The organism is Paracoccus ravus (assembly GCF_004522175.1).
Taxonomy (GTDB): domain Bacteria; phylum Pseudomonadota; class Alphaproteobacteria; order Rhodobacterales; family Rhodobacteraceae; genus Paracoccus; species Paracoccus ravus.
The window spans coordinates 15,940-28,117 of record NZ_SDEB01000017.1; the positions used below are offsets into that span (position 1 = coordinate 15,940).

General features: G+C 62.8%; 10 protein-coding genes. 5 read left to right on the forward strand and 5 right to left on the reverse strand.

The annotated features are described in order from the left end of the window. Nucleotides 1-29: 29 nt before the first annotated feature. Both ESZ60_RS13855 and ESZ60_RS13860 read left to right on the forward strand, forming a co-directional pair. Nucleotides 30-1,622, forward strand: a complete 1,593-nt coding sequence (locus ESZ60_RS13855) for a lysine--tRNA ligase (RefSeq protein WP_134681329.1) — start codon at nucleotides 30-32, stop codon at nucleotides 1,620-1,622. 133 nt (nucleotides 1,623-1,755) lie between these two features. Further along, nucleotides 1,756-4,050 (forward strand): glycosyl hydrolase family 28-related protein, encoded by a 2,295-nt coding sequence (locus tag ESZ60_RS13860; RefSeq protein WP_134681330.1) that lies wholly within the window; start codon nucleotides 1,756-1,758, stop codon nucleotides 4,048-4,050. Between the two features lie 69 nt (nucleotides 4,051-4,119). Here the strand turns inward: ESZ60_RS13860 and ESZ60_RS13865 are convergent, their stop codons facing one another. The 5 genes from ESZ60_RS13865 to ESZ60_RS13885 form a co-directional block, all read right to left on the reverse strand. Next, on the reverse strand, nucleotides 4,120-5,130 hold the full coding sequence (locus ESZ60_RS13865; RefSeq protein WP_134681331.1) for an oligopeptide/dipeptide ABC transporter ATP-binding protein: 1,011 nt from the start codon (nucleotides 5,128-5,130) through the stop codon (nucleotides 4,120-4,122). Next, nucleotides 5,120-6,169, reverse strand: a complete 1,050-nt coding sequence (locus tag ESZ60_RS13870) for an oligopeptide/dipeptide ABC transporter ATP-binding protein (RefSeq protein ID WP_134681332.1) — start codon at nucleotides 6,167-6,169, stop codon at nucleotides 5,120-5,122. Before ESZ60_RS13870 ends, ESZ60_RS13865 begins: the two co-directional genes overlap by 11 nt. A 1-nt stretch (nucleotide 6,170) precedes the next feature. Next, nucleotides 6,171-7,094 carry an ABC transporter permease subunit gene (locus ESZ60_RS13875; protein ID WP_134681333.1) on the reverse strand — a complete coding sequence of 308 codons (924 nt, stop codon included), beginning with the start codon at nucleotides 7,092-7,094 and terminating at the stop codon, nucleotides 6,171-6,173. A gap of 3 nt (nucleotides 7,095-7,097) precedes the next feature. Next, the gene (gene oppB / locus ESZ60_RS13880; protein ID WP_134681334.1) at nucleotides 7,098-8,015 is read right to left on the reverse strand and encodes an oligopeptide ABC transporter permease OppB; all 918 of its coding nucleotides are present in this window, start codon (nucleotides 8,013-8,015) and stop codon (nucleotides 7,098-7,100) included. Nucleotides 8,016-8,086: 71 nt separating this feature from the next. Next, nucleotides 8,087-9,691 carry a peptide ABC transporter substrate-binding protein gene (locus tag ESZ60_RS13885; RefSeq protein ID WP_134681335.1) on the reverse strand — a complete coding sequence of 535 codons (1,605 nt, stop codon included), beginning with the start codon at nucleotides 9,689-9,691 and terminating at the stop codon, nucleotides 8,087-8,089. Nucleotides 9,692-9,834: 143 nt separating this feature from the next. Between ESZ60_RS13885 and cobU the strand changes: the two genes are divergently transcribed. The 3 genes from cobU to cobS are packed head-to-tail and all read left to right on the forward strand — an operon-like array spanning nucleotide 9,835 to nucleotide 12,099. Beyond that, the gene (cobU, locus tag ESZ60_RS13890) at nucleotides 9,835-10,368 is read left to right on the forward strand and encodes a bifunctional adenosylcobinamide kinase/adenosylcobinamide-phosphate guanylyltransferase (RefSeq protein WP_134681336.1); all 534 of its coding nucleotides are present in this window, start codon (nucleotides 9,835-9,837) and stop codon (nucleotides 10,366-10,368) included. After that, nucleotides 10,365-11,321, forward strand: coding sequence for a nicotinate-nucleotide--dimethylbenzimidazole phosphoribosyltransferase (gene cobT / locus ESZ60_RS13895; RefSeq protein WP_134681337.1), 957 nt, complete (start codon nucleotides 10,365-10,367; stop codon nucleotides 11,319-11,321). Before cobU ends, cobT begins: the two co-directional genes overlap by 4 nt. Further along, nucleotides 11,314-12,099 (forward strand): adenosylcobinamide-GDP ribazoletransferase, encoded by a 786-nt coding sequence (gene cobS, locus ESZ60_RS13900; protein ID WP_245155704.1) that lies wholly within the window; start codon nucleotides 11,314-11,316, stop codon nucleotides 12,097-12,099. Before cobT ends, cobS begins: the two co-directional genes overlap by 8 nt. Nucleotides 12,100-12,178: the final 79 nt, after the last annotated feature.

The window sequence follows — 12,178 nt, forward strand, 5'->3', positions numbered from 1 at the left end:
CGGGGAAGGTTCAGCAATGGAGACCCGAAATGACCGCTCTGCGTGACGCCGCGATGAAATCAAAGGCATGGCCCTTCGAAGAGGCCCGCCGCGTGCTGAAACGCTATGAGAAGAAGGACCCCGAAAAGGGCTATGTCCTGTTCGAGACCGGCTATGGTCCCTCGGGTCTGCCGCATATCGGCACTTTCGGCGAAGTCGCGCGCACGACGATGATCCGCCGCGCCTTCGAGATGATCTCGGATATTCCGACGCGCCTGTTCTGCTTCTCGGACGACATGGACGGGATGCGCAAGGTCCCCGAAAACGTGCCGCAATACGAGATGCTGCTTGAGCATCTGCAGGAGCCGCTGACCACGGTTCCCGACCCGTTCGGCGAATATCCGAGCTTTGGCGATCACAACAACGCCATGCTGCGCCGCTTCCTCGACACGTTCGGGTTTGAGTATGAATTCATCTCGGCGACCGAATTCTACAAATCGGGCCAGTTCGACGAGACGCTGCTGCGCGCAGCCGAGAGCTATGACGCGATCATGGAGGTGATGCTGGCCAGCCTGCGCGAGGAGCGTCAGCAAACCTATTCCTGCTTCCTGCCGATCAGCCCCAAGACCGGCAAAGTTCTTTATGTCCCGCTGAAGAATGTGGATGCCAAGAACGGCACGATCACTTTTGACGATGAGGACGGGCAGGAACTGACGCTGCCGGTCACCGGCGGCAATGTGAAACTGCAATGGAAGCCCGATTTCGGCGCTCGCTGGGCCGCGCTGGACGTTGACTTTGAAATGTATGGCAAGGACCACTCGACGAACACGCCGATCTATGACCGCATCTGTGAAATCCTTGGCGGCAAGAAGCCCGAGCATTTCACCTATGAGTTGTTCCTTGATCAGGACGGGCAGAAGATCTCGAAATCCAAGGGCAACGGCCTGTCGATCGACGAGTGGCTGACCTATGCCGCGACCGAGAGCCTGTCCTATTTCATGTATCAGAAGCCGAAAACGGCCAAGCGGATGCATTTCGATGTCATCCCGAAGGCGGTGGACGAGTATCACCAGCAGTTGCGCGCCTATCCCGACCAGACCCCCGAGCAGCAATTCGCGAACCCGGTCTGGCATATTCATGGCGGCGAGGTCCCGGCTTCGGACATGGTCGTGCCGTTCCAGATGCTCCTAAACCTCGCCTCGGTGGCGGGCGCGAAGGACAAGACCGGGCTTTGGGGCTTTATCCGCCGCTACGCGCCGGAAGCCAGCCCAGAGACGAACCCGACGCTGGATGCCGCCGCCGAATTCGCCGTGCGCTATTTCAACGATTTCGTGGCGCCGAAGCGGGTCTTCCGCGCTCCGTCCGAGGCCGAGCGCCGCGCACTGGAAGATCTGGCCGGGCGCCTTGCCGCTTGGGATCAGCCCGCCGATGCCGAGGCGCTGCAAACCATGGTCTTTGCCATTGGCCGCGAGCATGAATTCGAACCGATGAAGGATTGGTTCCAGGCCCTCTATCAGGTGCTTCTGGGTGCTGACCAGGGCCCGCGCTTTGGCGGTTTCATCGCGCTTTACGGCGTCGAGGAAACCCGCAAGCTGGTCGAACGTGCGCTGGCGGGTGAACTGCTGGCCCAGCCGGCCGCCTGACATGGCCCAGAATGTTGCGCGCGGCCCGGTTGCTGCGCGCGCATGGTTAACGCCCGGTTAACGCCGGATTGCCAGATTCTGACCCGACCGCGCGGCCCATCGGCTCGCAAAGACCGGGAAAGGATATTTCGGCATGACCACGACGGCTATTGGCAGCAAGGCTTTGATGCCCCGCGAATTTCGTCTGGGACTGGATCTCTGGTCGCAGACGAATGGCACGCCGGGTTCGCCGGTTTGGGCGGGTCAGACCAATGCAGCCGTCGTCCCGGCGGATGAGGATTTCGGAAGCTGTCTCGAGATCCTCAAGCTATCTGCAACGACATCGTTGCGCTACATGGCCCGGACGCCGATCAATCCGGGCAGCTATCTGCGGATCTCTGCCCGCGTCAAGGCGATCGCCGGCAACCTGCCGCAGGTGCGCATCGCGGGCTATGCCGGAACATCGTCCGGCGCCAATGTTACCGGCGTCGTCGAGATCGGACCGAGTTTCACGCTGCCGGGCTATGGCAATGTGGTCGAGGTCTCGGCCATTGTCGGCTCCGGAATTCGCGACGGCGTGGACATGGCCTGGGGTCGGCTGGCGAGCTTTGGCTATTTCGGTCTCGATCTGATGGGCGACAATAACGGCACGGTCCGGATCGAGAACCTCGTCATCGAGGATGTGACTTCGGCCTTTGTCCCGGGAATGCTCGACTGGGTCGATGTACGCGACTTCGGGGCGATCGGCGATGGCACCACCGATGATCGCGCGGCCTTTGTCGCGGCGAATGCTGCGGCGGGCGGCGGGCAGATCGTCGTTCCGGCGGGAATTTATCACATCGGCTCGGATCTGAGCCTGAACGCACCGGTTCGCTTTGTCGGCAAGCTTTCCATGCCTCGCAGCGCCAAGCTGGCCTTGCTGGGCAAATTCGACTTCCCCACCTATGCGGCGGCATTCGGCGACGAGACCGAGGGGATGAGACGCGGCTTGCAGGCGCTGTTCGGCTATACCGATCACGGCGTCCTGGATCTCTGCGGGCGAAATGTGCATCTGGATGCGCCCCTGATCGCCGGAGAGTTTGCGCCGGGCGTCACCGGATTCGGCAACCGGCGCGTCGTGACGAATGGACAGATCTCGATCGTTCCGGGCAGCGCCTGGAACACGCGGACCGTCACCGCAACGGCCAGCTACGATCCGGGCGAATCCCTGACGCTGAAAAACGTCTCGAACATCGCCAATATCGAGATCGGCGCGCGTCTGAGCGGAAATGGCGTCGGTCGCGAGGTCTATGTCTGCGCAAAGAATGTCGCCGCCGCCACGCTGACCCTGTCGCAGCCGCTTTATGGCGGGGCCGCGACGCGCAGCTACACATTCACTCGCTATCAATATGCCTTCGATTTCTCGGGCATGGACAGCCTGAGCCGCTTCAACTTCGATGATGTCGAATTCGTGCTGGATGGCAATGCAAGCGGGGTCATGCTGGCCCAGGCTGGCACGATGAATTGTTTCCGCGACTGCTATTTCACGCGTCCCAAGGATCGAGGCATCACGTCGATCGGCTCGGCCTGCCAAGGCATGCTTGTCGACCGCTGCGAGTTTCTGTCGAACGAGATGGGCGATCTTGCGCAGAACAGAAGCTCGGTCGCGATCAATGTGAACAATAACGACACCAAGATCCGGCATAGCCGTTTTGTGCGCTTTGGCCATTTCATGGTCGCGGCCGGCGGCGGACATATGATCGAGGGAAACCACTGGTTTCAGGGCGACTCGGCCCAGAACGGCGTACGTTACGGCGGGCTGATCCTGACCCAGCCGAATGTGCAGGCCACCGTCACGGGGAACTATATCGACAATTGTTCGATCGAATGGACCAATGAGCATGATCCGCGCCCGGATTTCGAAGGCAATGAATATTCCTTTGGCGGTCTGACGGTTACCGGAAATACCTTTCTGTGCTCCGATACGATTGCCGGGTTCAATTTTCTGGTGGTCAAGCCCTATGGCACGGGCCACTTCATCCACGGGCTTGCGGTTCTGGGCAATGTGTTCAAATCCCTGAACAACAAGATCACCCGGATCGAAAAGGTCGATACGAGCTTTGCGGGCATGGATTACACGCGAATGCGCAACATCCAGTTTCAGGGCAATATGTTCAACGGCGTCCTGACCTATGTGGCAAACCCGGTCGACATAAATTTCACCCAAGGCTCGGCTGCGACGAAATGGATGGTCCCGATCGAGGCGGAACTGCCCTTCGCCGGTTGGGCAAAGAACGTCGAATCGATGGTCGCAACGACAGCAATCACAACATCGTCGAATTCGCGCGTCACGGAAATGCCCTGGCTTCAGGTGCAGCAGGGCGCGGCGAAGAAGCATATTGCCGTGAACTGGAGCGCGGCGGCCAAGGGATCGGTCGCGCTGCGGGTGCGGATGGACAATCCAGACTGAGGCGGCATCGGATCCGCTCCGCAACTGCGGCCGCTTCAGGCGGCCGCTTTTTTCATGGCAGGGACATGCTCAGGCGCTTCGAGCCAGTTCTTCGGGAAGTAGCCTTCCCGGAAAGTGGCAAGCTGCGAGATGGTTCCTCCCCTCCAGAACAGGTCTTTCGCGGGCGCAGAGCTCTTGCGCGCGCGGGCAACGGGTGCGGAAGACGCAACCCGAAGGCGGGTTCATCGGCGAGGGCAGTTCCCCCTTCAACGGGATCATCCGCTTCTGCCGCTCCAACTGCGGATCGGGGATCGGAACGGCGGACAGCAGCGCCTGCGTATAGGGATGACGCGGGTCGGCATAAAGCGATTCCGCCTCGGCCAGTTCCATGACCCGGCCCAGATACATGACCAGCACGCGGTCGCTGATATGCTTCACCACCGAGAGGTCATGCGCGATGAAGATCAGCGCCAGCCCGAGGTCGCGTTGCAACTCGCCAAGCAGGTTGATGACCTGCGCCTGAATCGAGACATCCAGCGCCGAGACTGGCTCGTCGCAGATCACGAGCTTTGGCTGCACGATCAGCGCGCGGGCGATGCCGATCCTCTGGCACTGCCCACCCGAGAATTCATGCGGGTAGCGGTTGATCTGGTTCGGCAGCAACCCGACGCGATCCATCATGTCCTTGACGCGGCGCTTGACCTCGTCGCGGCTGAGGCCCTTGTGATGGATGGTCAGGGGCTCGGCGATGATCTGGCCCACGGTCATGCGCGGGTTGAGGCTCGCCAGCGGGTCCTGAAAGACCATCTGGATCTCGCTGCGATATTTCAGCATCTTGCGCGGGCTGAGGCCGATCAGGTTCGTGCCGTCCTGCCATTTCGCCTGACCTGTGGCAGGAACCAGCCCAATCAGCGCCCGCGCCAGAGTCGATTTCCCAGAGCCGGATTCGCCGACGATGCCGAGTGTTTCTCCCGGCATCAGATCGAAATCGACCCCACCCACGGCATGAAGATGACGCGGCGGGTTCCACGGCATCCCACCCGAGGGCAGTTCAAACGTTACGCGCAGATCGCGGGCCGAGATCAGGGGCTTAGTGGTCATGGGCGCTCTCCTGCATCTCGTCGAGATCGGTGGCGGCGGCCTCTCGCAGGTCGGGCTGCGGCGCATGGCCTGCACGAACCACGTCCAGCGATGCATAGCAGGCGCGCTCGCGGCCCGGTGCAAAGGCATCAAGCCCCGGCATGGTCTGACCGCAAACCGGCATGACATAGGCGCAGCGCGGTGCAAAAGGACAGCCCGCCGGAGGATGGGTCATGTTGGGCGGACTGCCGGGAATGGCCGAAAGCTGGTCGCCCTTTTGGTCCACGCGCGGGATCGCCGCGAGCAGACCTTGGGTATAGGGATGGGCCGGGTCGGCGAATATCGGATCGACCGGCGCACGCTCCATCACGCGGCCGCCATACATGACCATGACCCGCTCGCAGGAACCGGCGACGACGCCAAGGTCATGCGTGATCAGGATCATCGCCATGCCGAATTCGCGCTGCAAATCGGCCATCAGCTCCATGATCTGGGCCTGAACGGTCACGTCCAGCGCCGTCGTCGGCTCATCGGCGATCAGCAGATCGGGGCGACACAGAAGCGACATGGCGATCATCACCCGTTGCCGCATCCCGCCCGAAAACTCATGCGGATAAAGCCGGATGCGGCCCTTGGCGTCGGGGATTTTCACCGCATCCAGCATCCGCGCGGATTCCGCCACGGCCTGCGCCTTGCCCATGCCCTTATGCAGCATGAGAACCTCGGCCATCTGGTCTGCGACGCGCATATAGGGGTTCAGGCTGGTCATCGGATCTTGAAAGACCATCGCGATACGCTCGGCCCGGATCTTGTTCAAAGCTTCGGGGCGGGCATTCAGGATTTCGGCACCGTCAAAGCGGATCGAGCCGGTGGCCCGGCCATTGCGCGCCAAAAGCCCCATGATCGAGAAGGCCAGCTGCGACTTGCCCGAACCGGATTCGCCTACAATGCCCAGCGTCTCGCCACGGGCCACGTCCAGATTGATGCCATTGACCGCAGAAACCTCGCCATCTGTGGTGGTGAAGCGCACGTTCAGGTCGCGGATTTGAAGAAGGCTCATCTTAGCGATCCTTCGGGTCAAGCGCGTCGCGCAGCCCGTCGCCGACGAAGAAGAAGGCGAAAAGCGTGATGCAGAAGAAGAACAGCGGGAAGATCAGCTGCCAGAGCGTGCCGTAGTTCATCGTGCCCGCGCCCTCCGAGATCAGCGCACCCCAGGAGGTCAGCGGCTCCTGCACGCCAAGGCCGAGGAAGCTGATGAAGCTTTCCGACAGGATCATCAACGGCACCAGCAGCGTCGCATAGACCGCGACCACGCCCAGCAGGTTCGGCACGATATGGCGGATGATGATGCGCCACGCCGGGACGCCGGTCGCCCGGGCGGCCTCGATGAATTCTCGGTTCTTGAGGCTAAGCGTCTGGCCTCGAACGATTCGTGACATTTCGAGCCAGGAGATCAAGCCGATTCCCAGGAACAGCATCGACATCGAGCGGCCGAAGATCACCAGGAGCAGGATCAGCACGAACATGTAGGGAATGGCCAGAAGGATATCGACCGTGCGCATCATGATCGCATCGGTGCGGCCGCCGACATAGCCCGCTGTCGCGCCGTAGAGCGTGCCGACGATGACGGCGATGCCCGCGCCGATCAGCCCTACCATCAGCGAGACCTGCGTGCCCTGCACGGTGCGCGAGAAGAGGTCGCGGCCAAGGTCGTCGGTCCCAAAGTAATGGCCATTGGCAAAGCTGGGCATCCCCATCGTGGCGGCATTGCCAATGACCTCGAAGTCCATTTCCTCGTTGGACCATGCGGCGAGCGAATTGCCGAATATGGCGAACAGCGCGACAAGGATCAGCACGACAAGGCTGATCATCGCGGCCTTGTTCCGGCGGAAGCGGCGACGGGCATCGGCCCAAGGGCTGCGGCCCTTGACCTCGGCCTCGGACATGCGCGCGGCGAGGGATTGCATCTGTTGGGTGTCGATCATGGCTCAGTACCTGATCTTGGGGTCGATCCATGCGTAAAGCACGTCCACCACGAGACTGAAAAGAATGGTCAGCGCGCCGACAAGGATGGTGATCCCCATCATCACCGCATAGTCGCGGTTCAGCGCGGAATCGACGAAGCTGCGCCCGATGCCGCCGGTCGAGAAATACATATCGACCACGACCGAGCCGGTGATCATCGTCACGAAAGCCGGGCCAAGATAGCTGATCACCGGCAAAAGCGCGGGCTTCAACGCGTGGCGCAAGATCACCTTGCTTTCCGGCAGGCCCTTGGCGCGGGCGGTGCGGATATGGTTCGAGCCCAGCACCTCCAGCATCGAGGAGCGCGTGATCCGCGCGATCGAGGCCATGAAGCTGGTCGAAAGCGCCACGACCGGCATGATCCAGTAGATCGGGCCGCCCCAGCCGCCGCCCGGCAGCCAGCCCAGCCACAGCGTGAAGACCAGCACGAGGATGGGGGCCATGACGAAGTTCGGCAGCACCTGCGCGCCGATCGAGGTGCCGACGGCGAGGTAGTCGATCCACGAGTTCTGGCGGATGGCCGCGGCCACGCCCAGCGAGACGCCGACGATGACCGCCGCGATGAAGGAGATCGCGCCATAGGTCAGCGTGACCGGGAATCCCGCCGCGATGATCTGGTTCACCGAGCGGTCGGGATAGACGAAGCTGGGACCGAAATCGAAATGCGCGACGATGCCCCAGACGTAATTCACGATCTGCCGCCACAGCGGGTCATCAAGCCCGTATTTGGCATTCAGGTTCGCGACGATCTGCGGGGGCAGGGCACGTTCCTGCGTGAAGGGGCCGCCGGGGGCCGCATGCATCAGCAGGAAGGAAAGGACGATGAGCAGAAGCAACGTCGGGATGGCGACGGCAAGCCGCCTGAGGATGTAACCGAACATGTTCAGGTTCCCGAGTTAGGTGCCGGACAGTTTCGGCATGGCGGCCCCGCAAGGGGGCCGCCGCCAAAATCTTATTTCTCGATCCGGTAGATGTCTTTGGCGAGCCAGTCGTTCATGACGTTCTCGGTCGGCAGGCCTTTGATCGCGTCGTTGATCATGTCCACCTTGGCATATTGATAGATCGGGACCAGCGGCATTTCCTCGGCCAGGATCTTCTCGGCCGCGGTATATTGAACGTTCGGGTCTTCCGAGGTCTTCGACTCGTCGAGCAGCTTGTCGAACGCGGCATTGTTGAACTTGCCATAGTTCATCCCGGTCGAGCGGAAATAGTCGAGGAAGGTCGAGGCCTCGTTGTAATCCGCGCACCAGGCATAGCGGGCCATCTCGAAATCCTGCGATTGCAGGCGGTCGGTATGGACCTTCCACTCGACATTGTTCAGCTCGATCTGGACGCCGAGCGCCTTGTAGAACTGCTGCGCGGCAACGGCGATCTTCTTGTGGTTCTCGTCCGTGTTGTATTGCAGCGTCAGTTTCAGCGGCTTGTCGGGGCCGTAGCCGGCCTCGGCCAGCAGCGCCTTGGCCTTTTCGAGGCGCTCGGCCTGGCTCCAGCCCGCATAGTCGATCTCGGGCATCTCGAAGCCCTCGATTGCCCAATGGGTCCAGTTGTAGGACGGCTTCTGGCCACCTTGCAGGATCTTGTCGACGACCACATCGCGTTGCATCGCATAGGACAGCGCCTTGCGGACGCGCACGTCTTTCAGCGCTTCGGGGCCCTTGTCCGAAAGGTTGAACAGATAGCCATACGAGCAGGAATAGGGGATCGAGATCGCCTGATTGGGGAATTCCTTTTCCAGCGCCGGGTATTGGCCCGCCGGGATCTGGACGCGGTCAAGCTCGCCTGCCTTGTAGCGGGTGAGCGCGACGTTGTTGTCGTTCACGGTCAGGCCCTTGACATGTTCCATGATCACATTGGCGGCGTCCCAGTAGTTCGGGTTCTTCTCCATGCTGATCTGGACGCCCAGATCGTGCCTGGCGAGGGTATAGGCACCGTTGCCGACCAGCTTGCCGGCCTGGGTCCAGTTGTCGCCCTCGGCCTCGACGACCTTCTGCGGCACCGGGAAGGTCGAGCTATGCGTGACCATCTTCGGGAAATAGGGGGTGGCGACGCTGAGCTTCACTTCCAGCGTGTGATCGTCGATCGCCTTGATGCCCAGCTCCTCGGGCTTCTTCTCGCCCTTCACGACGGCGGGGGCGTTCTCGACGTTCATGAGTTCCATGAACCACGCATATTCCGAAGCGGTCGCCGGATCGGCCAGGCGGCGCCAGCTGTAGACGAAGTCATTGGCGGTCAGCGCCTCACCATTCGACCATTTCGCCTCGGGGCGCAGATGGAACGTATAGGTCAGCTTGTCATCCGAGACGTCGAACTTGGTGGCGACGCCCGGAACAGGCGCGCCCTTGGCGTCCTCGTTCAGCAGGCCCTCGAAGAGTTGGCGGATGACATCCGAACCTTCGACATCCGAATTCTTGTGCGGATCGGCGGTCTTGATCGCGTCCAAGAGCCAGAAGGTATAGCTTTGGTCAGCGGCAAGCTTTTCGCCCGGTGCGGGCTGGACCGCCAGCGCGGGCAGCGCAAGGCCCATGGTCAGCGCGGTGGTGAGGAACAGATGTTTCATCCGTGGCAACCTCTCTGAAGTTGTTCTTGTTACCCCTCGGGACATGCGTGGCCCGAGCAGGCGGTCAAACTGGCGCGAAACGCGCAGCCCGGCAAGTGCGATTGCTGCTTTCCCACATCCCTGCCATGTGAAAGAAAACGGCCATGAAAACCGTTCCGCGCATCACCCTGATCACCGGAGGCGCCCGCTCGGGCAAGTCCGCCTTGGCCGAATCAAGGGCTTCTCTGGTCTCGGGACCCGCTCTTTATATCGCGACCGCCGAGCCTCTCGACGCGGAAATGACGCAGCGTATCGAGATCCATCGCGCGCGTCGCGGCACGGGCTGGAGCACGCTCGAAGAACCGCTGGATCTGCCCGGCGCGCTGGCCAGAAGCGATGACGGCCACAGGCTGCGGCTGGTCGATTGTCTCACGCTTTGGCTGGCGAATGTCATGGCGGGAGGCGCGCCCGAGCCGCGGGTCACCGAGCTATGCGATGTGCTGCGCATACAGCGCGGACCGGTCCTGCTGGTCACCAATGAGCTGGGGCTGGGCATCGTGCCCGATAACGCGCTGGCGCGGAAATTCAGAGACCAGCACGGCTGGATGAATCAGGCCGTGGCCGGGATCGCCGACGAGGTCTGGATGTCGGTCAGCGGTCTGCCGCTGCGCCTCAAACCGCAGGGAGCCTTTTCTTGAAGCAATTTGATGAATCCGCCGCCGAGGCCGCCCGCGCGCGCCAGGCCGAACTGACAAAGCCGCCGGGGTCGCTGGGCCGCCTCGAAGAACTCGCGATCTTTATGGCGGGCTGGCAGGGGCGCGCGCGTCCGGTGATCGACTATGCGCAGGCTTTGGTCTTCGCCGGCAATCACGGCGTCACCGCGCAGGGGGTGAACCCTTTCCCGGTCGAGGTCACCGCCCAGATGGTCGCGAATTTCGAGCAGGGCGGGGCCGCGATCAACCAGATCTGCCGCGTCGCCGGGGCCGAACTGACGGTGATCCCGCTGGAACTCGACCGTCCGACGGCGGATTTCACCAAGGGTATGGCGATGGAGGTCCCGGATCTCGTCACCGCCATCCAGATCGGCAAGGATGCGGTCGATCCATCGGCCAATGTGGTGATCCTTGGCGAGATGGGCATCGGCAATTCGACCGTCGCCGCCGCATTGGCCGCCGCGACCTTCGGTGGCAGCGCCGAGGATTGGGTCGGACCGGGCACCGGCGCGGATGAGGACATCATGGCCCGCAAGATCGCCGCCATCGATGCCGGGCTGAAGCGCCACAAGGGCGCGGCCAGCGCGGCCTCGATCCTCGGCTCTTATGGCGGGCGCGAGCAGGCGGCGATCTGCGGCGCGGTGATCCGCGCCCGCGAGTTGGGCATTCCGGTGATCCTTGACGGTTTCATCTGTACGGCGGCGGCCGGGGTGCTGCAGGTCAATGATCGCCACGCGCTCGACCATTGCCTGATCGGACATGCCAGCGCCGAGCCGGGCCATCGCCGCCTGATCGCCGTTCTGGGCAAGGAGCCGATCCTGTCCCTCGACATGCGGCTGGGCGAGGGGTCGGGCGCGGCGCTGGCGCTGACGATCCTGCGCGCCGCGCTGGCCTGCCATTCCGGAATGGCCACTTTTGCCGAGGCGGGGATTGGCTAGGCTCGCCCGCGACCTCGTGCTGGCGACGGTCTGGCTGACCCGCCTGCCGGTGATGCGGCAGGCCCCGCCCGAGCCGGTCCCGCTTTCGGTCGCGGCATGGGCCTTTCCTCTGGTCGGGATTGTCGTCGTGCCCCCCGCCGCCGCGGTGATTTGGCTCGCGCTTTGGCTGGGCCTTGGCGCGCCGATCGCGGCAATCCTCGCGCTGGGGGCGATGGCCCTCGTGACCGGCGGGCTGCATGAGGACGGGCTTGCGGATTTCGCCGATGGCTGTGGCGGCTCGACCCGCACGCGCAGGCTCGAGATCATGCGTGATTCCCGGATCGGCAGCTATGGCGCACTGACCCTTGGACTGGTGGCGGCGCTGCGGATCGCCGCGCTTGCGGCGCTGGCCGGGCATTCGGCGGGACTGGCCGCACTGGGGCTTCTGGCGGCGGCAGCCTGGTCGCGCGGGCTGATGGCCCTGGCGCTGGCCGTGATGCCTGCGGCAAGGCCGGAAGGTTTGGGCCGCGCCGCAGGTCAGGCCTCACACCGGATCGCATTGGTCGCGATCACTTTGGGCGCGATGCTGGTCCTGCCCGCGGTTTCTGCCGCAGGTTCGGGCAGTTTGGGCTGGCTCATGGTCGCATCCGTCGGAGCCGCATTTGCGGCGATTCCTGCGGTCATGGCCTTGTCCAAGCTGGGCGGACAGACCGGCGATGTCCTGGGCGCGATCCAGCAATCCGGCGAGACGGCCACCCTGCTTGCGCTGGTGGCATTGGCCTCGGGGCCTGCGGCTTGACCGAATTACGGCCTTCCTTCATACGAAAGCACGATGGAAAAAGACCGGAGAGAGGCCGGCGGGCCGTGTCGAGTGAGGG